Source organism: Caballeronia sp. SEWSISQ10-4 2, from assembly GCF_030464885.1.
Lineage (GTDB): Bacteria > Pseudomonadota > Gammaproteobacteria > Burkholderiales > Burkholderiaceae > Caballeronia.
Genome location: NZ_JALPRJ010000045.1, coordinates 19,465 through 41,767, shown reverse-complemented (window position 1 = coordinate 41,767; position 22,303 = coordinate 19,465). Strand labels below are relative to the sequence as shown.

Here is a 22,303-nt window from a genome sequence, read left to right as displayed (position 1 = left end):
CGCGCTAGCAGGGCACAGCAATGTCGGGTTGTCTGCTCGCGACGGGTTGCCGGTAGCCGAACAGCACGCCGAGCAGACTGAAAGCAGCCGCGAACATCACATAGAACGCGGGCGCCATTGCAGTGCCGGTCTTGCTGATCAGCCATGTCAGAATCAGCGAGGCGAAACCGCCAAACGTCATGACAGCAAGGTTGTACGCGACTGACAGGCCGGTAGACAATACTTTCGTCGGGAACGTTTCGGAGAGCGCGGCGAGAATCGGGCCCGTGTAGATCGCAATCAGCACGCCAAATGCGGCCTGAAAGATGCATAGCGTGGCAAGCGACGGGGATGACACGATCATCGCGAACATCGGCCACGCCAGCAGAAGCATCGCCGCGGCTGAACCCGCCAGGAGCCATTTCCGGCCGATCTTGTCGGACCACCAGCCAGTGATCGGGGAGCAAACCGTAATCACCACGCCGCCTACCATTGCTGCAATGAAGGAGGCCGGCTGCTGCAGCTTGAGCACCTTGACCGAGAACGTCGGCATGTAGAAGAGGATGACGTAGATGCACACGGTCCACAGCACGACCATCGCGAAGCTCGCGAATGTTTGCCGCGGATAGTCGCGCAACACATCGGCAAGCGGCGTCTTGGACTTGTCAGTGGCGTTGAGAAAGACCGGCGTTTCCTCGAGGTTGCGCCGGATAAAAAAACCGATCGGTCCGATCAGCAAACCGGAGAGAAACGGAATTCTCCAACCCCAGCTTTCGACATCCTGCGCAGACAGTCCGAGCGTGATACCCGTGCCGAAACATGCCCCGAGCAGCACGGCGAAGCCAATACTCGTTTGAATCCAGCTGGAGTAATAGGCTTTCTTCCCCATCGGAGCATGTTCAGTCAGGAACGCGGTCGCCGTGCCCATTTCCCCGCCGGCGGAAAATCCCTGGAGCAGCCGTGCAATCACAATCAGGCAAGGCGCGGCGACGCCGATCTGCGAGTAGGTTGGGGCAAGGCCGATCAGCGCGGTGCCCGCGCACATCAATAGAATGGTCAATGACAGTGCCGCCTTACGGCCGGCGCGGTCCGCGTAAATGCCGATCAAAATGCCGCCGAACGGGCGGACCAGAAAGCCGACGCCGAAGGTCGCAACCGACAGCATCAACGAACTCAGGTCGTTACCGGTGGGGAAAAAAAGCTTGGCGATAGTGATGGCAAAAAAGCCGTACACCATGAAGTCGAACCATTCGAAGCCATTGCCCAGTACGGTCGCGACAATGGCGCGTCGCCGGGTTACCCGGTCCTCGTCGTAGGTTGCCGTCAGATCTACCGTGTTCATCTCCACTCCTGATGCATGCGTGTGACTTCGTCTATGAGGTTGAACGCACAGGTTGTCCGCGCGCTCCCTGTTAGTCATTGGACTCAGCCACAATTCGCACAACTACCCTCGAAACAACGCAATGAACATGGTGGGATTTGTATCAAACATAGAATAAGCGTCAGAAAAAAGGAAACTTTCTTGTCTGTTTTGTATGTTTGATAGGTATCTCCTGTTTTTTTGAGTTTCTACCCTATGCCCGGGACGAACTGGTTGCGTCCGTAGCGGAAACCGGGAGGAATAATGACGACGCCAAACATCACTATTGAAGTCGGCGAAGAAATGGTCGCGGGCTTTGCAAGGAAGGGGCTTGGCCAGGTTCGTCCTTCCTCGTCGCGAGACCGTGGCGACGGCCCGTTTCGCCGGCTGATCCTGCGCGGCGCAACGGTTATTGACGGCACCGGCGCGCCCCCTTGGGGACCTGCCGATATCGTCATCGAAGGCGACCGGATCACGGAAATTGCAGCCGTAGGCGTGCCTGGCCTTCCCATCAACGAGCAGCGCAGGCCTGCCGCGGGCGACCATGAGATCGACTGTTCAGGCAAGTTCGTGACGCCGGGATTCATCGACTGTCACGCACATATCGGCACCCCGTTTCATGAGGAAAACGGCGAAATGATGCCGGCGGACTATGTGTACAAGCTCTGGCTTGCACATGGTGTGACGTCAGTGCGCGAAGCGGGCTGCATGAACGGACTCGAATGGACCTGTGAGCAGAAAGCCGCGGCCGACGCGAACCGCATCGCGGCGCCGCATCTGTACCCGTACGTCTACTTTCCTGCCGTCAACGACTACCTCAAGACGATCTACAGTCCCGAAGAAGGACGGCAATGGCTGAGAAAAGTCAGTGAAAGAGGCGCAAAGGGGGTGAAGTTTTTCGGAGCACCGCCGGCGATCATGCAAGCGGCTCTGGACGAGTGCAAGCTGCTCGGGCTGCGTACGTGTTGCCATCATGCTCAACTCTCGGTAGGCCGTATGAACGCGCTCAAGACGGCGCAATGGGGGCTGACAAGCACTGAGCACGCGTACGGTTTGCCGGAGGCGCTCTTCGAGGGCAGGACGCTGCAAACAATTGGCGACGACTACAACTATAACGACGAGTACCTGAGATTCTCCACTGCCGGCCAGACGTTCCTCCAGGCGGCGAAGCCGGGCAGTCAGAAGTGGAATGACGTCCTGGATGCGTTTCTGGCCGTCGGCCATACCTTCGTCCCTACCATGAACGTGTATGACGGTAACCGGGATCTCATGCGTGCGCGCAGGGCTGAATGGCACGACTCGTATACGGATAACACCACGTGGAAGTATTTCCAGCCACAGCGCGGCGGTCACGGTGCGTATTTTTATCGCTGGTCTGTGAAGAACGAAGTCGAGTGGCGCGAGAGCTTTCGCATCCTGATGCAGTTTCTCAACGAATACAAGAATAGGGGAGGCCGCGTATGTCCGGGCAGCGACTCCGGGTTCATGTTCCAGATCTACGGGTTCGGATATGTCCGGGAACTCGAACTGTTTCAGGAGGCCGGATTCTCGCCGCTGGAAGTGCTGCGCGCAGCGACGGCCCAATCTGCCGAACTGCTGGGCATGGAAGACGAGACCGGCGCGCTCGAGGTCGGTCGCTGTGCGGACATTCTCGTGCACGACCAGAACCCTTTGACCGATTTCAAGCTGCTTTACGGAACCGGCGCTTTGCGGCTGAACGACGAGTTGCGCTCACTGGAACAAAAGCGCTCGATTGAACTGACCATCAAGGGTGGAGTCGTGTTCCGGGTCGAGGAACTACTGGCTGACGTGCGCGCGATGGTGTCGGCTACGTGGCCGGACGGCGAGACACCCCTCGGACCAAACGTCAGGTCAAAGGTATGAACTCGATATCCCCGCAATTTGTCATCCTCGTCGGCATTCTGGGGAGCGGCAAGACGTCGTTGCTCGAAGCGTTGCTTGACTCGGGCAGCGGTGCATCGACAGCCGTCATCGTGAACGAAGTGGGTGCCGTCAACATCGATGGGGTGGTTCTTTCGGAGTCGGCCCGTGGCATGATGATGGCAACCCTCAGCAACGGCTGCGTATGTTGTTCGTTGACTGATGATCTGGCTACGACAGTCGAAGAGCTGGTCGCTTTGCGCGCGGAGGCGGGCCAAAAGCCATTCGAGCGGATCGTTCTGGAATGTAGTGGGTTGTCGCGGCCTGGGGCCGTCATGCGTTCGCTGGAACAACTCGCGAAGTTGCGCTTTCGGCTGCATATCGTTGCCACTTACGACTGTAGCCGCCCACCGCTCGACCGCGATTTCGAAGATGCCTCCGCGCAGCTCGGCGCCGCGCATACGGTGGTGCTGACCAAGATTGATCTTGTCAGTCCTGAACGGCGCGCGCAGGCGCGCAGCGTGGTCGCCGGCATCAATCCGATGGCTCGTATTGTCGATGAATTTGCGCCATCGATCCGGGCCTGTGAGGCCTTTGCGGCGGTGGATACTTTGGTGTCACCGCAGATCGTAGGCAGCGAGTCAACGCGCGTCGGGGGGACCTTGTTCCATCCTCGCGTGCGCGTGTTTCGCGCCCGGTTTACCCAGAAGCCAAACTGGGAAGATGTTCTCGAGTGGCTCGAAAATATCGCCGGTATGACTGGTGATCGGCTGCTGCGAATGAAGGCGATCGTCGCCGGTCCGCATGAAACCGATCGCGTTTTACTTCAGAGCGTAGGAACGACATTCGCTGCACCCAGACGTCTTGCGACGACAGCGTTTGACGACCTTGCAGCGGTCTTTATTGTTCGCGACTGCGCGATGGTCGAATTGCAACAGATCGACGGAGCTTGCAGCGTTTCGTGGACGGCGCTGCAGCGGTAGTCAAGAAAATACATGACCGTTGCCCGATGTCACCGCTGTTCACGTTGCCGAATTTTGTTCAGGCCTGAACCGCTTCGAGTTCCTTCTTGCTCGTTTTTCTGTCCTCATGCGCAACTGCGGCGTGCACCAGCGGCAACAGATCGCGCCCATAACCCAGCGCATCTTCCAGTGGATCGAAACCGCGGATCAGGAATGTCGAGATGCCGAGGCGGTAATACTCGATCAACGCTTCGGTCACCTGCTCGGGCGTACCGACCAGCGACGTGGAGTTGCCCGCCGCTTTTGTCAGCGCGGTGATGCCGGTCCACAGACGCTTATCCACCACGGTTCCCTTTGCTGCTTCGGCCAGCAGCCGTTGTGCACCGATGTTCTTCGGTTCGCTCGGGCGCCGCGTGAAGTTGGGATTGCTTTTCACCACGTCGGTCGCGCGCGCGAGGATCGATTCTGCGCGTGCCCATGCGGCATCTTCTGTCGAAGCGATGATCGGTCGCAGCGAAAGGCTGAACCGGATGGCGTTCTCACGCCCATACGGTTTGGCGGCCGCGCGCACCCGGGCTACGGTCTCGGCGACCTGGGCCAGCGACTCGCCCCAGAGCGCAAAAACATCGGCATGCTTGCCCGCGACCTGGATCGCTGCTTCCGACGAACCGCCGAAATACACCGGCAGATGCGGCTTCTGCACGGGACGAACCAGTGACCGGTGACCCTTCACCCGATAGAACGCGCCTTCGTGATCAAACGGCGTTTCGCTGGTCCATGAGCGCTTCACGACATCGAGGTATTCATCGGTGCGCTTGTAGCGGTCGTCGTGTTCGAGGAAGTCGCCGTCGCGTTGCTGTTCGGTATCGTCGCCGCCGGAGATGATGTGCACGGCGGTGCGGCCTGCGCTGAAGTGATCGAGCGTGGCGAGTTGACGGGCGGCGAGCGTCGGCGCGACAAAGCCCGGCCGATGCGCAAGCAGGACGCCCAAACGCTTCGTCTGCTGCGCGACGAACGACGCGATCTGGAAGCCGTCCGGCGACGCGCTTGAATGAGCGATCAGCACGCGATCGAAACCTCCGTATTCATGCGCTTGCGCGACCGCGGCGATGTACGGCGGATTGACCGCGGGTCCTTGCGGCAAGTGGATTTCGCTTGATTCCTGATGGCTGACATAACCGATGAATTCAACGCTCATAGTGGTGCTCCCTTAAGAGATTGTTTGGCTTGGTGCGCGGTCAATCCAGCGAAGGCGGCGCGCCCGAATGCGCCGAGCAGCGCGTCGTTTTGAGGTGTATGAATGCGCGAGCACAGCACGTCGCGATGATGGCGTTCAAGCGCGTTGTTGCGGCTCAGCCCCGGATTGCCGCTTGCCTCGACCGCGAGCTCAACGGCGGTGATGGCGTTCTGCGTCACGAGGTACTTGATGGCCGGTGCTTCATGCAGCGGAATGTTGCCGTGCGCACCGGCGTCCAGCAGCACGCGATTGTTGAGCAGCAACGCATCGATACGGCCAAGCGTCTGCTGGAAACTCCCAAGGCTCGACAGTGGCGCGCCCAGGTTGGCGGGTTTGCGATCCATGGCCCATGACGCAAACCAGTCGCGCGCGGACCGGGCGACGGCGTCGTAGATCGACGAAAGCAGCACGTTCATCCACAGCGTGGTGAGCGGGTCCATGCCGCTCGCGGCGATCTCGGGAGGATTAAGGTCGACTGCATGAGCAGCGGGAACACGTACGTTCTCGAAGATCACTTCGTGGCTTCCGGTTGCACGCATGCCGAGGTGGTTCCACGGCTCGCCGAATCGAATGCCAACTGTATCGCGATGCACGAGGAACGTCCCGACGCGCGGCGAGATTTCGTCGGTGCGGCCCCAAACAGCGAACCATGTCAGGCCCGGACTGCCGGTCGAATAGATCTTGCTGCCGTTGAGAATCCAGGCGTCGCCGCTATCGGTCAGGCACCCGATCGTACCCGGCAACCCACCGCGTGACGGCGAGCCCAGCTCCGGCTCCACGCGCAGCGAGTTGATGAGCGCGCCGTTTTCCACCGCATCGCGCGCGACCCGTTCCTTCAACGTTTGTGGCCAGTTCGGATTGGCCTGCAGGCGCAGATGATAAAGACACTGCATCACGAGGATCAGCGCCGTCGACGGCTCGCCGCGAGCAACCGCGCGCACTACCTTGAGCACTTGCGGGAGCGTCGCCTGGCGGCCGCCTAGCGCTTGCGGAACTGTCAAAGCGAGCAAGCCGGCGCTTCGCAACCGCGCGAGGTTGTCGTGGGGAAAGAGGGCGGCGCGATCCAGCGCCGCAGCGCTCGCAGCGAAATCCTGAGTGAGCGCGGCGAGCCATTGATCGGCGGCGGCGCTGTCGAGATCGGCGAGGGCGTCAAGCGCAATCGGGTCCTGCAAGGCAGTGGGCGGATGCCGTACGGTCATCGGGGGGTCCGTTGATGAAAATTCTTAGTGCGCCGTGAACTGGGTGTCGAAACTTGGTGTCACGTCAAGCGTCGTCTTGATCACGCCCGCGCGAACGTAGAGATCGGCGGTGCGCTGCTGCTCGGCGATCACACCGCTGTCGATGGCGATCGGCTTTAATTGCGCTCGCTGATAGACGACCTTCAGCACATCGGCCGGTAGGTGCGTGACGCGCGACTGAATAGTCGCGACTTCGTCAGGATGCGATAGTGCCCATTGTTGACCGGCCGCTACGCGACGCACGAAGTCATCGATTTGCGCGCGTTTGGTCTTGATCGATTCGTCGGTGGCGGCCTGGAAGCTGAGCCCCGATGACAGGCCCACACCGTTCGCCACGCTGCGGTTGTTATCGCGCAACTCGCCGAGCGCGACATAGGGGTCCCATGTAGACCATGCATCGACGTTGCCCGACTCCAGAGCGGACTTGGCATCGGCGGGTTGCATGAACTCCAGCGTCACGTCAGAGAGTTTGATCCCTGCGCGTTCAAGGGTCGCGATGGCCAGAAAATGGCCGATGGAACCGCGCGTGGTCGCAATGCGTTTGCCCTTGAGATCCGAAGCGCTCTTGATGGACGATCCGGCCGGCACGAGAATCGCGAGGTCGACCGGTTGCGAGCGGGTTGCCGCGACCGCGCGTACGCGCGCACCGGCGGCATAAGCGAAGATCAGCGGCGCATCGCCGAGACCGCCTATATCGATTGCGCCTGCATTCAAGGCCTCACCGAGCGGTTGCGCGGCCGGAAAGTTGAGCCACTCGATCTTGTACGGCACGTCCTTCAACTGGCCCGAGGCTTCGAGAATGCCGCGTGTCTGCAACTGCTGGTCGCCGACTTTCAAAACGGTTTCGGCTGCAGAAGCAAGAGGGTGCAGCACGGTGAATGCAGTCAGCGCGGCGATCAACAGGAGGCTGCGTCGTTTCATGAATCGTCCATGCAGGAGAAAGGATTCACGATACGATTCGCCGCGCCATTAGACAAACGCATAGTTCTGCTTTGCTAAGCGCCGAAGTTGGAATGACGCGGACCGGGCCGCGTCAGACCTGCTGCTTCAGATCACGAAGAAGCCGTGCGTGCCATCACGTTCGAGTTGCGCGACTAGCCCGTACTCCCACTCAAGGTACGCGTTCATTGCTTCGTGCGGAGCGTCGGTGCCTTCATACGGACGCCGATACCGGTCGATACGCGGCGACGCCAGATGGGTCTCGCCCTTGGCAAGCGGTAAACCTGCCGCGGCCCACGCAGCGGTACCGCCTTCGAGCAACAGGACCGGCTTCGATGTGAGCGCCGCCACATCCGGTCCGGCGAACGCCGCAAGTGCGCTCGATCCGCACGTGACCACGTATTGCTTCGCGTCCGGCAACGCGGGCAGGTCGAGCGCAAGCCGCGAGCGCACGGTCCACCAAGCGCCGGGAATGTGTCCCTTCACATGGTTGGCGCTCGCCGTGAAGTCGAGCACGATGGTCTGGCTCGCTGGGTCGTCGAGCAGGGTGGCGAGGTCTTTTGCGGTGATCGCAGGCGTTGGTGCAGGTTGCGGTTTTGCACCGCGCCACGGGCCTTGTTCCGTGAGCACAACGCTCGTTGCGTCATCGATCACATACACGTCGATATTCATCTGCGCGAGCCATGACGCCGTCATGTTGGCGCGCACGCCGTCGTCGTCGAAAAGGACGACGCGGGCACCGCGAACCGGCGCGAACATCTCCGTTTCCTGCACGAGCTGGCCGCCCGGCGCGCCTTGAAAACCCGCCGCGTGCGCGTGCTCGTATTCGGCCGGCGTGCGGACATCGAAGCGATAGGTCGTGCGTGTCGTGTCTTCGGCCCAGTGTTGCGCGTCAGCGAACGTCGTGCGTTTTACGCCCGCACGATCTGCGACTGCACGTGCAGATTGACGCGACTCGGTATTGGCAAGGCCATCGTCCGCCGCGAACTGGCGTGCGCTGCCATGCGCGAGCGATTGACCCGCAAGCAGCCAGCCGATCGTGCCGTTGCGCAACGCCGCCACCGGGTTCGGAATTCCCGCATTCACCAGCGACTGCGTGCCGATGATGCTGCGCGTACGTCCCGCGCAATTCACGATCACGCGTGTCTTGGGGTCGGGTGCGAGCGCCCGGGCGCGCAACACGAGTTCAGCACCCGGTACGCTGATGCTGCCGGGGATATTCATCGTCTGATATTCGTCGTAGCGGCGCGCGTCCAGCACGACCACGTCCTCGCCGCTTTTCAGCAGCGCGTCGACTGCCTCAGCCGATAACGCCGGCGTGTGCTGTTTCGCTTCCACGAACTCGCCGAACGCCTTGCTTGGTACGTTGACGTCGCGGAACACTTCACCGCCTGCGCGTTCCCAGCCTTTCAGACCGCCTTCGAGCAACGTGACATCGGTGTAGCCGAGCGCTTCAAAACGTCGCGCCGCACGTTCTGCCAGTCCTTCGCCGTCATCAAGCAAGACGATCGGCACACTCTTGCGCGGGAGCTTCGTAAAGGCGTCGAGTTCAATCTTCGATAACGGCAGGTTCGCTGCAAACAAGGGATGACGTTGCGCGTGCGGATCTTCTTCGCGGACATCGAGGAATGCAATTTCGCGCTTTGAAAGCAGGGCGTCGCGCACGTCGTTGAAGCTGCGCTGCGGGATGGCGCTCATGAGTCGAGTCGTTCCTTCGAGAGGTTCCAGAGGGTGGGAAGCGTGTCGTTCGAGTAGTTGCGATTCGGGCAAATGGTCATCGACGAGTTGCGCAATCTCGCCGATAAACCCGTGCAATTTTTCATGACTCATCGTGGGTGAAGATTCAAGCCGCGTGCGCTACATGTGAGGTCAGTTCACGCGTGGCCGGAATCAACTCACGGCCATAATCGAGCGCATCTTCCAGTGGATCGAAGCCGCGAATCAGGAACGTGGTTACGCCGAGCGCGTGATATTCGGCCAGCGTCTCGGCCACTTGTGCTGGCGTCCCGACGAGCGCCGTCGAATTCGAACGGCCGCCTATCTCCTTGGCCACGCCGGTCCACAGGCGATCGTCGGCGCGCACGCCGTCGCCTGCTGCAGCGAGCAGGCGACGGGCGCCTTCGCTTTGCTGCGGCGTCGCTTCACTGAGACCTTGCTCCGCGCGCAGCCGCCGCGTTTCAGCAAGGATGTGTTCGGCGCGTTCCCACGCGGCCTTTTCGGTCGCCGCGAGAATCGGCCGGAACGATACCGAGAAGCGCACGTTGCGCCCGTGTTTTGCTGCTTCGGCGCGAACGCGGGTGACCTGTTCGCGCACCTGTTCCTTCGATTCACCCCACAGCGCGTAGACGTCCGCATGTTTGCCCGCTACTTCGATAGCCGGCGCCGACGCACCGCCGAAATAGATCGGTATGTACGGTGCCTGCTTGGGCTTTACTTCGGAGAAAGCCTGTTCGAAGCGGTAATAGCGGCCTTCGTGATCGAAGGGTTCGGACTCGGTCCACACGCGTCGCAGGATCTGCAGATATTCGTCGGTGCGGGCATAGCGTTCATCGTGCGAAAGATAGTCGCCGTCGCGGCGTTGCTCGACGTCGCTGCCGCCCGAGATGAAGTGAACCGCAAGGCGCCCGCCGCTTAGCTGATCGAGCGTGGCGAGCTGACGTGCGGCTAGTGTAGGCGCGACAAAACCGGGCCGGTGCGCGAGCATGAAGTGCACGCGTTGCGTGACGCCGGCTGCGTAGGCGACTGTCAGCATGGCGTCGGGGCTGGTCGACTGATAGGGCACCAGAATGCGGTCGAAGCCGGCTTTTTCGTGGGCCTGAGCGAAGTTGCGCGTGTAGTCGATGTCGATAGCCGGACCGCGCGCCAGATGCGTCTCCGACACTTTTTGCTGCTGGATCATGCCGATGAATTCGACGCTCACGAAAGACACTCCTCGTTGAATCACGCTGTGAGGCAGTGCGTGAAGAACGCTTCGTGACGCCTGCCGATTGCTTCAAAGGCTAACATCGGCTTATGCAAATCTTAAATATCAAAACGAGCTAAAGATATGGGCGAGCGTGATTGGGGCGGGCGGTGTTTGGGGAAAAGCTGAATGAAAGGCGGCGTCCTCAGCCCGCACCTCGCCGCTTTTACGCGCCTTTACTTGAAGACGATTTCGCAGCCGGCGACCGCGCTCTCCACCGGCTCGTCGTCTCCTTGCCGGCGACCTCATCCATCGCCACGGCAATCAGCTCGACGCGTTGCTCGCGAGTAAAGCTCGCGTAAGCAACGCCATCCACCACGCCGTGTTTTTTCAAAAGATGGATCGCGGCCGACCGGTTTGCCTTCTCGAGCTCCAGGTTTTCCTGAGCCTCAAGCAGCGCCGTCGTCAAACTCGCAACCGATGCCTTCTCCTGCGCGACATCGAATTTCATCAGGTCCATCTTGACCTCGATGTCCGGCGGCATCGCCGATACCCTGGCCTGCAATTGCGTCAGTTCGCGTTTCAAATCGCCCTCACGGCGAAGTGCGCGTTCAAGCTTTTGCGCCATGCCGGGGGCCGATCGCCCATTGCCGCGAAAGAGCGTGCTGAAGGTGTTTCCGAGAATTCCCATGACGTTATGACCTCGAGGTGATTGTTCATCAGCGAGTGCGTCCTGACGTCCGCGGGAGGGGCACTCGACGTGAGAACCGGGTCTCACTTTTGGTATCTACGGCATCTTCAGACGAATCTTTAGGCTTTTTAGGAATCGCATAATTAACGGTATTTTTTACACACTAACAGCAGCACAGGAAGACGAAAAAACGCCCGATAATCAACGTGATAGAGATTATCGGGCGTTCTATTACAGGAACCGGATCGCTGTTTTAGCAGCGATCCGGGCGGTCGACTCGCTTCAGGCGACCACTTCCTCGGCCGCGACTTCTGCCGTTTCCGTTTCCGTCTCCGAATTGCGGATTAGGTAATCGAAGGCGCTAAGCGAAGCCTTGGCCCCTTCGCCGACCGCGATCACGATCTGCTTGAACGGGACGGTGGTGACATCGCCGGCGGCGAATACGCCCGGCACTGAGGTCGCGCCCCGCGCATCCACAACAATCTCGCCATGACGCGACAATTCGACCGTGCCCTTGAGCCATTCCGTATTCGGCACCAGCCCGATCTGCACGAATACGCCTTCCAGTTCAACGTGCGTTGTTTCGCCCGAACGCAGGTCCTTGTACGAGAGACCATTGACCTTCTTGCCGTCGCCGGTGACTTCGGTGGTTTGCGCCTGCGTGATGATGGTCACGTTCTTGAGGCTGCGCAGCTTGCGTTGCAGCACGGCGTCGGCGCGCAGTTCCGTGCCGAATTCGAGCAAGGTCACAGCGCTGACCAATCCAGCCAGATCGATCGCTGCTTCAACGCCGGAATTGCCGCCGCCGATCACCGCAACGCGCTTGCCCTTGAACAGCGGGCCGTCGCAATGCGGGCAATACGCCACGCCGTGATTGCGATATTCCTTCTCGCCCGGCACGTTGATTTCGCGCCAGCGCGCACCCGTGGCAAGCACGATCGTCTTCGCTTTCAGCACCGCGCCGTTGGCGAGGCGCACCTCGTGAATCTTGCCCGGTACAAGCGCTTCGGCACGCTGCACGTCCATGATGTCGACGTCATAGCTCTTCACGTGCTGCTCGAGCGCCGCGGCGAATTGCGGTCCTTCGGTCTCTTTCACGGAGACAAAGTTTTCGATAGAGAGCGTATCCAGCACTTGTCCGCCGAAGCGTTCAGCCGCCACGCCAGTCGAGATGCCCTTGCGCGCCGAGTAGATCGCCGCAGCCGCGCCGGCAGGTCCGCCGCCGACGATCAGCACATCGAACACGCCTTTCTTTTCCAGTTCCTTCGCCGCGCGAGCGCCAGCGCCGCTATCGAGCTTAGCGAGGATTTCCTTCACACCGGTGCGGCCTTGACCGAAGACTTCGCCGTTCATATAGACGGTCGGCACGGCCATGATCTGGCGCTGCTCGACTTCGTCCTGGAACAACGCGCCGTCGATGGTGACTTGGCGGATACGCGGGTTGATGAGCGCCATCACGTTCAGCGCCTGCACGACTTCCGGGCAGTTCTGGCATGACAGCGAGATATATGTTTCAAACTGATAGTCGCCGTCGAGTGCGCGGATCTGTTCGATCACGGCGTCGTCGAGTTTGACCGGATGACCGCCGGTCTGGAGCAGCGCCAGCACCAGCGACGTGAATTCATGGCCCATCGGAATGCCCGCGAAACGGATGCCCGTGGGCTTGCCCGGTTCGCCGATGGAAAACGAGGGCTTGCGCTCCGAATCGTCGCGTTTTTCGATCACCGCAATGCGGTCCGACAACGTAGCGATTTCATGCAGCAGGCCTTGCAACTCAACCGATTTCGGCGAGTTGTCGAGTGAAGCGACGATCTCGATCGGCCGGCTGACTTTTTCCAGATACGCTTTCAACTGAGTCTTGAGGTTGGCTTCCAGCATGGCGATTCGAGTCCGTGTGACGAGGGTTTTTATCAAGGCGACGAATGCGAGGCGAGCGTCATCCGGACCGCGAGCGGCCCGGACTTACAACGCTCTTACAACGAGGATTTAAAGCTTAGATCTTGCCGATGAGGTCGAGCGACGGAGTCAGCGTTTCAGCGCCTGGCGTCCACTTGGCGGGGCACACTTCACCCGGATGAGCGGCGATGTATTGCGCTGCCTGCACCTTGCGCAGCAGTTCGCCTGCATCACGGCCGATGCCGTTGTCGTGGATTTCGCACAGCTTGATCTCGCCTTCCGGGTTGATCACGAACGTGCCACGCAGCGCCAGGCCTTCTTCTTCGATCAACACGTCGAAGTTGCGCGAGATGACCAGCGTCGGATCGGCGATCATCGGATATTGGATCTTGGCGATCGTTTCCGACGTGTCGTGCCATGCCTTGTGCGTGAAGTGGGTGTCGGTCGACACACCATAGATTTCCACGCCCAGCTTCTTGAATTCTGCGTAACGGTCGGCCAGATCGCCGAGTTCCGTCGGGCAAACAAACGTGAAGTCAGCCGGGTAGAACACCAGGACGGACCACTTGCCCTTCAGGCTTTCGTCGGTCACGGTGATGAAGTCGCCGTTGTGGTAAGCGTTGGCTTTGAACGGTTTGACCTGGCTGTTGATGATCGGCATTGCTATGTCCTTGGTTGAAGTGTTGAAGTGTTGAAGCGGTTAAGGAAGTGAACGAAGTATGCGGGGGGACGCCCAAGAGGGAAAATCGAATGATTTAATGGGGGCGATGTGGAACGGCTATCAGGGTTAACGCGGCCGCATTTTATCGCTACCTGCCGCTCGCTGCCAGTGCCGAGACCGCCCAGATCAGGGTTCGCGCATCAGTAAGATAATGTAAGAATTATTTAGTATGAAGATTTCGATCTTACTGTCGTTAACCACTACATGAGGTCCTTACCGCCTTTCCTGCTGGTCCGGTTGGGATCCGCGGCCAGATGTGAAATGCAAGGAGATTCGCCGTGCATTCCCATGAAGCTAAAGGGGGCTACCCAGCTCATCCTGGAAGTTTCAGCAGTCATTTCACGCTCCTATCGCGGCTAGCCCCAGCCAAGACATAGGTTACGTGAAAGTACATTGTGGCCAGCGTTGTCAATCTGTTCCGGTTCTTTCACCTTGACACGGCGAACTATGAATTTCGGCAATATGAAACTCGGCACCAAACTAATCAGTGCCTTCATCATGATATCGGTCATCAGCGCAATCGTTAGCGGGATCGGCCTGAGCAACATGGCGCAGATCAATGCAAATGCGGACACGGCTTATCGGCTGGACCTTGTGGGGCTTAACCTGATCCAGCAGGCGAACGCCGATGTGCTGAGGACGGGTACGTACCTGCGCAACGCCATCCTGGCCACCACGGCCGAGCAGCGGACCGCATCGCTGGACGCAGCTGGAAAAGCCATCGCCTCGGCGCGCGAACGCCTCAATCAAGCGGAACCCCTCGTCTACACCGAGAAAGGGAAGGCTACCTTTTCCGATCTCGATCAGAGCTGGCAGGATTACACGCAGGCCTTCACTGAAATGAAAGGCAGGATTGACGCGGCTGACCTGAAGGATCGAGACAGCCTGACTAATTACCTGTTGAACGAATATCACCACAAGGGTTTCAAGACCCTGGTCGTGATGAGCGCCCTGGTTGCTCTGAAACAGGGTGACGCACAAAACTCGGCCGAGGCTAATGAGAAGGTATACGACACGAGCCGCGATCTGATGCTTGTTCTGGTGGTCCTGTCTGTGTTGGTTGGTGTGGGGCTCGGCGTTTACTTGACGCGTAGTCTGACACGGCAGCTTGGAACAGAGCCTGCGACAGCGGCCGACTTGGCGAGAAGCGTGGCAGCCGGCGACCTCAGCGTAAGCATCGACCTCCGGCCCGGCGACACGAGCAGCCTGATGGCATCGCTGAAGGCAATGCGCGATGCGCTGTTGCGGGTCGTCTCGGATGTACGCGAGAACGCCGAAAGTGTGGCGACTACGAGTGCGCAGATCGCGCAAGATAATCTGGACCTGTCGAGCCGTACAGAGGAGCAGGCGGCGTCGCTGGAGCAAACTGCCTCGAGCATGGAACAACTGACCGCCGCGGTCCGTCACAACGCCGACAATTCGAAGCAGGCAGCCACACTGGCCGGCACGGCCTCAGGCGTTGCGCAGCGAGGTGGCGAAATCGTCGGGCAGGTGGTTGAGACGATGCACGAGATTTTTGCAAGTTCGACCAAAATGTCCGAGATCATCGGCGTGATCGAGGGCATTGCTTTCCAGACCAACATCCTCGCCCTCAACGCGGCGGTCGAGGCGGCTCGTGCTGGCGAACAGGGACGTGGATTTGCCGTCGTGGCCGGTGAAGTGCGCACGCTCGCGCAGCGCAGTGCCACCGCCGCAAAGGAAATCAAGGAATTGATCGCCGTCTCGGTCAACCGCGTGGAAGCGGGCTCGACTCTTGTCGAGCAGGCTGGCGGTGCGATCAAGGAGATAGTCGGGTCGGTGAAACGTGTGACCGACATCGTGGGCGAAATCTCGTCGGCGTCGGTAGAGCAGAGCGGCGGAATCGAGCAGGTGAACCGGGCGGTCAACCAGATGGACCAGGTAACCCAGCAAAATGCCGCGCTGGTGGAAGAAGCATCGGCAGCGGCCCAGTCGATGGCCCAGCAGGCCCAAAGCCTGCGTGAAACGGTAGCCTTTTTCAAGGTCCACGACAAGCGAGTATCTGTGCCACGAGCGAATACGCCCCGGAAAGAACCACACCGGACGGCGCCGAAATTTCACGCGTCTTCGCCTGCGATGTTGACAGAACCCGGGAAGACTCCGGCCCTTGTCGCTGGCACGAGCACGGTGGTCGCAACCAGCGCCAGTGACGCGTCGGAGTGGCAGACATTCTGAACAGGTCTTGGCATTGGGCGGGCTGTCGACGTGAGAACGCAGTGCTCGTCGAACGGAGTGTCGTGCACAGGCGTTGGAGGCAGGAATCGCTGGCAACCTGCAGTCGAACGGACTGAGGCCCGCGATCCACGGCCGCCGTATGGTTGATAACACCTTGCAGATCTTGCTTCAGCCATTGGTGAAGCGTATGCGAGCGACGTCATAACCGAAGAAAAGTACTCATGGATGGAGACACGGGCCCGTTGATCAAGCGGGCACGATGAAGCAGCGCGAGACGCGACTGCAGTTGGTTTGCAGCGCACTCAAGCCGTCTTGCTGTCTCCACATGCCGGTTGCCGCCGGTTTGGTCATGTTGCCGTTGCGAGGGTGCCCGCGACGACCGGATGAGAGATGGTGAGATCCAATCAACAGTTTCTGCTCAGGTCGTACTCGAAACTATGGGATCACTCGCTCCGTTCAGCATATCGAAAACAGTCGTGAAGTCGTTGGAGTCCGCGAAGATCGACCACGTCTTCCTGGTCCCGGGGAAGTTGATCTACCCGTTGCTGGAGGCAATCGACGAGTCACCGTCGATTCGTGCAATCGTTGGCGCTCATGAGACTGGCAGTGCCTTCATGGCCGATGGTTATGCGCGGGCCAGCCGCAAATTTGGCGTATGCATAGGGATTTCCGGACCAGGTACCATGAATTTCGTGCCCGGCATGGCTGCCGCTTTCGCAGACCAGATTCCCATGCTCTATATTGCCGGCGGTGTCTCGTCGCACGCAGAAGGGAAAGGCGCGTTCCAGGACGCTACGCTGAGTGGCATTTTCGAAAGCGGCGTGGTGAGAAACCTGGTGGAAAATGTCGTCGAGCTAAAGAACAAGGAAAATATTCAAGCCGAAATGCGCCGCGCGACGGACGGTTTAAACTGGATGCGCCGAGCGCGGTCTTTCATCAGCATTCCTATTGACGTTCAAAAGCAGGAAGTTCTGTCCGGTCAGGACGTAACAAGGCAACTGTACGATCATGACGAATTCAATGTGTGCGAAGTCCCCGCGAGTCGCGCAGCGTTGGATGCCTTGTGCAACCAGTATCTCCTCAAATCGAAGAAAGTCGCTTTCCTGATCGGAAGTCGCGGCAATGACACGGAAACCGCAAAGGTCCTGCTCGAGGTGGCCGAAAAATTTCACATTCCCGTCGCGACCACACTGCCGGGAAAGGGCGCGTTTCCTGAGGATCATGTTCTTGCTCTCGGCATTTATGGATTCTCCAGCCACTCGCGGGCCGCTCACGTGATCAATTCGGACTGGCTCGACGCCCTTGTCGTGTTTGGCAGCGACTTGAACCAGCGCGACAGCATGAATTGGAGTAAGAAGCTGACTGCCGGGAAAGAGTTGATCATCTTCGACGACAGCTTCGACCCGCCCGCAATGGGGCACGTCGCGCACGGCAGAATTTTCTCCGGGATTGGCGCGACATTTCGCTTGCTGTCCCAGACGGATACGGACAGCAGCGCCGACTTCCTGAAGGTGCTTGAAACAAGAAAAGCGTGGGTCGCCGAGGTCGGCCAAACCCCGTTGTACGACCATCGATTCGAGGAAGTCGGCGTTCGGGTTTCGCGCGGCGATCGATCGCTTTATCCGGGAGACGTAGTGAAGCGCTTGTGCCAATTACTGCCGAAGGACAGCAACGTCGTCGTGGATTCCGGCGCCCACCGTGTCTTCATGGCCCATTACTGGCTTTCGTCGGGCATTGGCAACTACTTTTCGTCCAGCTCCCTCGCGCCGATGGGTTGGGCAATCGCCGCCGGGATCGGCATCAAGCTTGCAGCCCCAGAGCGCCCGTGTGTCGTAGTGACTGGCGACGGATGCATGCTGATGCACGGAATGGAGATTCAGACCGCAGCGCGCTACCGGGTCAAGATGATTTACGTCGTGTTGAATAACTCTGCGCATGGCGCAATCCATATCGACGCGATCGGCAGCGGGTCGATTTCGGAGCAGTTCACCAAGCTCCCTCGCCATGACTGGACTGCTTTTGCGTCTTCGCTCGGTGTGGCGGCGCGCATGGTCGAGTGCCTCGATGACCTGGAGGATGCGCTGAGCGAAGCGTCGCGGTACAACGGGCCATTCCTGATCGAAGTGATGACCGGAGTCTTTCCCGAACCGAATCGGTACTATGCGGAATGCGCGGCTTGTTCGTGAACAGTGCGCGTTGGGATCGGGTGCAGTACGGGGGCTCGTTGGTATCCCCGTGATTGCCGTACAGAATACGCGGTGGCACATCTGGTAGTGACAACGGCTAGCGGATGGCTGCTTGGCAGACCGTCTCCGTGGCTTGCGAATACGATCGCTTAGTGCGGCTGCAAAGCCGATGAAAGATAGTTGATGAAAGTTCAATACGGAGAAGCTATGGAAATCACGACCTTCAAGCTTGCCAAGGGTCTCATTGTCGAAGATTTTATCGCTGCCAATGCCGACATCGATATATGGCTAAGTCGCCAGCCAGGGTTTCAGTCGCGGCGCATCGCCGAGCTGGACGATGGCTCGATCGTCGACATGCTGATTTGGGATTCGGTCGCCAATGGCACTGACGCGGCAGAGCGGATCATGGTCGAGATGGGTCATTCACCCGTGCATGCGGTGATTGATCAGCGGTCCGTGGTCTGGCGCATAGCGAAAGTACAGCGTCAAACGGGCCCCGGCAGCTTCGACCACCTCGCTTGAAACAACGCAGCGACGGGCCCGTCAAAGCCCGCCGCCGCGTAGGTCAGGCAGACTCGATCAGTCCAGCGAGATGCCGTCGAAACGATGTCCGCCGAGCGGGCTGATCTCGTAACCCTTGACGTCCTTCGTCATCAACTGGAACGCATTGGCGTGGGCAATCGGCGTGTAAGGGACCTGATCCTTGAACACGACCTGCGCCTCTTCGTAAAGCTTGGTGCGGGTTTTCAGATCCGTGATCAGCCGCGCCTTGCCGAGCAGATCGTCGAATTGCTTGTTGCACCACTTGGCCACGTTGCTGCCATGCACCGCGTCGCATCCGAGGGTCGTGCCGAGCCAGTTGTCCGGGTCGCCGTTGTCGCCCATCCAGCCGTAGAGGATGGCGTCGTGCTCGCCGTCAACCTTCGCGCGCTTGTTATATTCGGCCCACTCGTAGGTCACGATGTTCGCCTTCACGCCGATCTTCGCCCAGTCCGACTGAATCAATTGCGCCATCAGGCGTGCGTTCGGGTTGTAACCGCGCTGTACGGGCATGGCCCATAACGTGATCGAAAAGCCGTTCGGAAAACCCGCTTGTTTCAGCAGGTCGCGCGCCTTCGCGGGATCGTAAGGCGCGTCTTTCAACGCCTTGTTATACGACCATTGCGACGGCGGCATCGGATTCGAGGCCAGGGTGGCAGCGCCTTCGTAGACGCTCTTCAGGATGGCGGGTTTGTCGACGGCCATGTCCAGCGCGCGCCGCACCAGCACGTTATCGAGCGGCTTGTGCGTGGTGTTGTAGCCGACGTAAGCCACGTTGAAACCCACTCCCGACAGCACCGCGAGTTTCGGATTGCTGCGGGCCGTCTGGATGTCGGCGGGGCGCGGGAAGGCCGTCATCTGGCACTCGCCGCTGGCGAGTTTCTGCATGCGCACGGCGGCGTCCGGTGTGATCGCGAACACCAGTTTCCCGATACGCACGTCCTTCTTGTTCCAGAAGTCCGGATGCGCGTCATAGCGGATGGTCGCGTCTTTCTGATAGTCGCGGAACACGAACGGCCCCGTGCCCACGGGCTTCTGGTTCAGGTCCTCCGTCTTGCCGGCCTTCAGCAGCTGGTCGGCGTATTCCGCCGAGACAATGGAGGCGAACTCCATCGCGATGTTGCGCACGAATACCACGTCCGACGTATGCAGCGTGAAGCGCACGGTGGTGTCGTCGAGTTTTTCAACCGATGCAATGTTCTTGTCATAGCCGAGGTCGCTGAGATACGGGAAGCTGACCGGGTGCGCCTTCTGGAACGCATTGTTCGGGTCGATCATGCGTTTGAAGGTAAAGACGACGTCGTCGGCATTGAAGTCGCGGGTGGGTTTGAACCAGGGTGTGGACTGGAACTTGACCCCGTGCCGGAGATGAAAGGTGAAGGTCTTTGCATCCGCCGACTCGTCCCATGTCTCGGCGAGACCGGGCACCAGATCGAGTGAACCGCGCTTGAATTCGACGAGCGTGTCGTAGACTGCGTGCGCGCCGGCGTCGAAGTCCGTGCTGGTGGTGTATTGCGCCGAGTCGAAGCCCGCCGGACTGCCTTCGGAACAGAACACCAGGGTCTTGCCTGCCGCATGGGCCGCGCCGGCGAGGACGCCGAAGGCGATAAGCCCGCAAGCCGCGGTGCGGGCCAGCTTGCGGGCTGGAGTGAAGAAGGAGTGGGTCGGCAGGCTTTTAGGTGGCATGTAAGGTCGGGAAAGGTTGAAGGACGGGGCTCGAAGGCGGAAGGGTGCGCCTAAGTAATCGCCTACTTTACCAATCAGGGAATTTTTGACGAAGCGATACGTTCTTCTTTCGATATGCCGGAATCGACTGGATTGGCGGCAGTTCCAATCCGCCTCCAAACCTGCGGGCTGCAAATATTTCCCGGCCGTTTTAACATGTCGGACCGGGCGCTCCCGCTTCTTGCTAAAGTTACCGATTAAATACCGGTATGCGGCTCACGCCCTCCTATGCAGTACAAGAGAATATGAAAAACGTTTCTGATTCACCGGCAGCCACTGCCGAAGCAGCCCACGAAGAATGCGTCGAACTCGTGGCGAAGGCCACGATTCCCACGCGTTACGGCGTTTTCGAGTCGCATGTGTATCGCGTAAAGAGCACGGGCGCGGAGCATCTGACGCTCGTGATGGGCGACGTCGCCCACGGCGAATCCGTCCTGTGCCGGCTGCATTCCGAATGTGTCACGGGCGATGTATTCGGCTCATATCGCTGTGATTGCGGCGAGCAGCTGGACCTCGCCATGCGTTATATCGCTGCTGAAAATCGCGGTATTTTGCTGTATCTGCGCGGTCATGAAGGCCGCGGTATCGGGCTGGCGAACAAGATCCGCGCGTATGCGCTGCAAGAGCAGGGCTACGACACCGTCGACGCCAACCTGCATCTCGGCTTGCCCGACGACGCACGGGAATATGACTCGGCCGCCGCGATCCTGCGTGCGCTCGGCGTGCGTTCGGTGCGCCTGATGAGCAACAATCCATCGAAGTTCGACACGCTGCTCAAGCACGACATTCCCGTATGCGAGCGTGTGGCGCTGGCTATTCCGGTGCGCGAGGAAAACGAGCGCTACATCAAGACGAAGCAGGTTCGTTTTGGTCATTACTTTGACGAAAACGAATAACTGACCTTGCGTGGGCGTCTCAGGCCGCGTCGTGGAAAATGACGCCCACTGTATGCCGGTGCCCCGATCTCAGCCGGCTGACCCCATGCCTCAGATTCACGCGATATGCTCCGCGTGTCCCGTTCACTGGCCGGTTATGCACGGCGAAAATCACGGCGTCCCCTTGCGCTAACGGCACGACTTCGGCCCGCGATTGCATGCGCGGCCGTTGCTCGGTCATGACGAACTCTCCGCCTGTAAAGTCGCGTCCCGGCACCGACAGCAAGATTGCGAGCTGCAGCGGAAACACGTGCTCGCCATACAGGTCTTGATGCAGGCAGTTGTAATCGCCTTTGCCGTATTGAAGGATCAGCGGCGTTGGCCGCACTTGCCCGGCCGCATGGCACCGGTCGATGAATTCGGCGTGGTCCGGCGGATAACGCGTGTCGATACGCATGATCTCGTTCCATCGATTCGCGATCGGGACCAGATGTGGATAGACCACCTCGCGCAAGTTGCCGATCACCTGGGGCAACGGATAACTGTAGTACTTGTACTCGCCGCGCCCGAAGCCATGTCGCGCCATGACCACGCGGCTTCGGTACAGCTCGTCGTGAGAATAGAGCGCTTTCAACGCGCCGCATTCTGTGGGCGTAAGCAAATTCGCGACCATTGCGCAGCCGAATTGATCCAGCTCCTCTTCAACCGTGTGCCAGTCGATGGCGTTCACGCGCGCTTCCATACCGGTAGCCAGGACATCCATAAACGGCTTCTCCATGCAGGTTCGAGTGATCCAGTGTCTGCCGGTCAGCGGTTGAAAACACTCCGGATATTGCGTTCACATTGGCGAACTACGGTTATAGGAGGAATTTTTTACTTCAGACTGGAGGTAATAGTTACTCGCCACGGGTTACTTATTCGATTTACGTGGTTGTACGCGGATAGCGCGGGGTTCAAACGCAGGAAGAGCGCACCGGG

18 protein-coding genes are annotated in these 22,303 nt (G+C 59.6%); 6 read left to right on the top strand and 12 right to left on the bottom strand.

Annotated features, from left to right (window positions below; translation table 11 throughout):
• Window positions 1-4: 4 nt before the first annotated feature.
• On the bottom strand, window positions 5-1,321 hold the full coding sequence (locus M0D69_RS27170; protein ID WP_301784963.1) for an MFS transporter: 1,317 nt from the start codon (window positions 1,319-1,321) through the stop codon (window positions 5-7).
• 282 nt (window positions 1,322-1,603) lie between these two features.
• On the opposite strand from M0D69_RS27170, the gene M0D69_RS27165 reads away from it, so the two are divergent.
• Both M0D69_RS27165 and M0D69_RS27160 read left to right on the top strand, forming a co-directional pair.
• Window positions 1,604-3,223, top strand: a complete 1,620-nt coding sequence (locus tag M0D69_RS27165; RefSeq protein ID WP_301784962.1) for an amidohydrolase family protein — start codon at window positions 1,604-1,606, stop codon at window positions 3,221-3,223.
• Window positions 3,220-4,203 carry a GTP-binding protein gene (locus M0D69_RS27160; RefSeq protein ID WP_301784961.1) on the top strand — a complete coding sequence of 328 codons (984 nt, stop codon included), beginning with the start codon at window positions 3,220-3,222 and terminating at the stop codon, window positions 4,201-4,203. Before M0D69_RS27165 ends, M0D69_RS27160 begins: the two co-directional genes overlap by 4 nt.
• A 58-nt stretch (window positions 4,204-4,261) precedes the next feature.
• Here the strand turns inward: M0D69_RS27160 and M0D69_RS27155 are convergent, their stop codons facing one another.
• From M0D69_RS27155 to ahpC, 9 genes are all read right to left on the bottom strand, one after another.
• Window positions 4,262-5,380, bottom strand: coding sequence for an LLM class flavin-dependent oxidoreductase (locus M0D69_RS27155; protein ID WP_301784960.1), 1,119 nt, complete (start codon window positions 5,378-5,380; stop codon window positions 4,262-4,264).
• Window positions 5,377-6,618 carry an acyl-CoA dehydrogenase family protein gene (locus M0D69_RS27150; protein ID WP_301784959.1) on the bottom strand — a complete coding sequence of 414 codons (1,242 nt, stop codon included), beginning with the start codon at window positions 6,616-6,618 and terminating at the stop codon, window positions 5,377-5,379. Before M0D69_RS27150 ends, M0D69_RS27155 begins: the two co-directional genes overlap by 4 nt.
• Before the next feature lie 24 nt (window positions 6,619-6,642).
• Window positions 6,643-7,578: an ABC transporter substrate-binding protein gene (locus tag M0D69_RS27145; RefSeq protein WP_301784958.1), complete on the bottom strand. Its 936-nt coding sequence runs from the start codon at window positions 7,576-7,578 to the stop codon at window positions 6,643-6,645.
• Between the two features lie 126 nt (window positions 7,579-7,704).
• Window positions 7,705-9,294, bottom strand: a complete 1,590-nt coding sequence (locus M0D69_RS27140; RefSeq protein WP_301784957.1) for a rhodanese homology domain-containing protein — start codon at window positions 9,292-9,294, stop codon at window positions 7,705-7,707.
• Window positions 9,291-9,419 (bottom strand): hypothetical protein, encoded by a 129-nt coding sequence (locus M0D69_RS27135; RefSeq protein WP_301784956.1) that lies wholly within the window; start codon window positions 9,417-9,419, stop codon window positions 9,291-9,293. Before M0D69_RS27135 ends, M0D69_RS27140 begins: the two co-directional genes overlap by 4 nt.
• A 20-nt stretch (window positions 9,420-9,439) precedes the next feature.
• Entirely contained in the window at window positions 9,440-10,516 is a 1,077-nt protein-coding gene (locus M0D69_RS27130; protein ID WP_301784955.1) for an LLM class flavin-dependent oxidoreductase, read from the bottom strand.
• Window positions 10,517-10,724: 208 nt separating this feature from the next.
• Entirely contained in the window at window positions 10,725-11,189 is a 465-nt protein-coding gene (locus tag M0D69_RS27125; protein ID WP_301784954.1) for a hypothetical protein, read from the bottom strand.
• A gap of 282 nt (window positions 11,190-11,471) precedes the next feature.
• Window positions 11,472-13,067 carry an alkyl hydroperoxide reductase subunit F gene (gene ahpF, locus M0D69_RS27120; protein WP_301784953.1) on the bottom strand — a complete coding sequence of 532 codons (1,596 nt, stop codon included), beginning with the start codon at window positions 13,065-13,067 and terminating at the stop codon, window positions 11,472-11,474.
• Between the two features lie 115 nt (window positions 13,068-13,182).
• Window positions 13,183-13,746 (bottom strand): alkyl hydroperoxide reductase subunit C, encoded by a 564-nt coding sequence (ahpC, locus tag M0D69_RS27115; RefSeq protein WP_301784952.1) that lies wholly within the window; start codon window positions 13,744-13,746, stop codon window positions 13,183-13,185.
• Between the two features lie 507 nt (window positions 13,747-14,253).
• Between ahpC and M0D69_RS27110 the strand changes: the two genes are divergently transcribed.
• From M0D69_RS27110 to M0D69_RS27100, 3 genes are all read left to right on the top strand, one after another.
• Entirely contained in the window at window positions 14,254-15,999 is a 1,746-nt protein-coding gene (locus tag M0D69_RS27110) for a methyl-accepting chemotaxis protein (protein ID WP_301784951.1), read from the top strand.
• 476 nt (window positions 16,000-16,475) lie between these two features.
• Window positions 16,476-18,185, top strand: a complete 1,710-nt coding sequence (locus M0D69_RS27105; protein WP_301784950.1) for a thiamine pyrophosphate-binding protein — start codon at window positions 16,476-16,478, stop codon at window positions 18,183-18,185.
• 207 nt (window positions 18,186-18,392) lie between these two features.
• On the top strand, window positions 18,393-18,707 hold the full coding sequence (locus tag M0D69_RS27100) for a hypothetical protein (protein WP_301784949.1): 315 nt from the start codon (window positions 18,393-18,395) through the stop codon (window positions 18,705-18,707).
• Between the two features lie 57 nt (window positions 18,708-18,764).
• Here the strand turns inward: M0D69_RS27100 and M0D69_RS27095 are convergent, their stop codons facing one another.
• Window positions 18,765-20,411: an ABC transporter substrate-binding protein gene (locus tag M0D69_RS27095; RefSeq protein WP_301784948.1), complete on the bottom strand. Its 1,647-nt coding sequence runs from the start codon at window positions 20,409-20,411 to the stop codon at window positions 18,765-18,767.
• Window positions 20,412-20,695: 284 nt separating this feature from the next.
• Here M0D69_RS27095 and ribA point away from each other — a divergent pair, with 284 nt between their 5' ends.
• Window positions 20,696-21,346 carry a GTP cyclohydrolase II gene (gene ribA / locus M0D69_RS27090; RefSeq protein WP_301784947.1) on the top strand — a complete coding sequence of 217 codons (651 nt, stop codon included), beginning with the start codon at window positions 20,696-20,698 and terminating at the stop codon, window positions 21,344-21,346.
• 19 nt (window positions 21,347-21,365) lie between these two features.
• Here ribA and M0D69_RS27085 read toward each other — a convergent pair whose 3' ends face one another.
• The gene (locus M0D69_RS27085; protein ID WP_301784985.1) at window positions 21,366-22,088 is read right to left on the bottom strand and encodes a 2OG-Fe(II) oxygenase; all 723 of its coding nucleotides are present in this window, start codon (window positions 22,086-22,088) and stop codon (window positions 21,366-21,368) included.
• Between the last annotated feature and the right edge of the window lie 215 nt (window positions 22,089-22,303).

Coding starts and splice junctions, on each gene's coding strand:
- M0D69_RS27170 (WP_301784963.1), bottom strand. CDS start 1,321: ATGAACACGGTAGATCTGACGGCAACCTACGACGAGGACCGGGTAACC.
- M0D69_RS27165 (WP_301784962.1), top strand. CDS start 1,604: ATGACGACGCCAAACATCACTATTGAAGTCGGCGAAGAAATGGTCGCG.
- M0D69_RS27160 (WP_301784961.1), top strand. CDS start 3,220: ATGAACTCGATATCCCCGCAATTTGTCATCCTCGTCGGCATTCTGGGG.
- M0D69_RS27155 (WP_301784960.1), bottom strand. CDS start 5,380: ATGAGCGTTGAATTCATCGGTTATGTCAGCCATCAGGAATCAAGCGAA.
- M0D69_RS27150 (WP_301784959.1), bottom strand. CDS start 6,618: ATGACCGTACGGCATCCGCCCACTGCCTTGCAGGACCCGATTGCGCTT.
- M0D69_RS27145 (WP_301784958.1), bottom strand. CDS start 7,578: ATGAAACGACGCAGCCTCCTGTTGATCGCCGCGCTGACTGCATTCACC.
- M0D69_RS27140 (WP_301784957.1), bottom strand. CDS start 9,294: ATGAGCGCCATCCCGCAGCGCAGCTTCAACGACGTGCGCGACGCCCTG.
- M0D69_RS27135 (WP_301784956.1), bottom strand. CDS start 9,419: ATGAAAAATTGCACGGGTTTATCGGCGAGATTGCGCAACTCGTCGATG.
- M0D69_RS27125 (WP_301784954.1), bottom strand. CDS start 11,189: ATGGGAATTCTCGGAAACACCTTCAGCACGCTCTTTCGCGGCAATGGG.
- ahpF (WP_301784953.1), bottom strand. CDS start 13,067: ATGCTGGAAGCCAACCTCAAGACTCAGTTGAAAGCGTATCTGGAAAAA.
- ahpC (WP_301784952.1), bottom strand. CDS start 13,746: ATGCCGATCATCAACAGCCAGGTCAAACCGTTCAAAGCCAACGCTTAC.
- M0D69_RS27110 (WP_301784951.1), top strand. CDS start 14,254: ATGAATTTCGGCAATATGAAACTCGGCACCAAACTAATCAGTGCCTTC.
- M0D69_RS27100 (WP_301784949.1), top strand. CDS start 18,393: ATGGAAATCACGACCTTCAAGCTTGCCAAGGGTCTCATTGTCGAAGAT.
- M0D69_RS27095 (WP_301784948.1), bottom strand. CDS start 20,411: ATGCCACCTAAAAGCCTGCCGACCCACTCCTTCTTCACTCCAGCCCGC.
- ribA (WP_301784947.1), top strand. CDS start 20,696: ATGAAAAACGTTTCTGATTCACCGGCAGCCACTGCCGAAGCAGCCCAC.
- M0D69_RS27085 (WP_301784985.1), bottom strand. CDS start 22,088: ATGGATGTCCTGGCTACCGGTATGGAAGCGCGCGTGAACGCCATCGAC.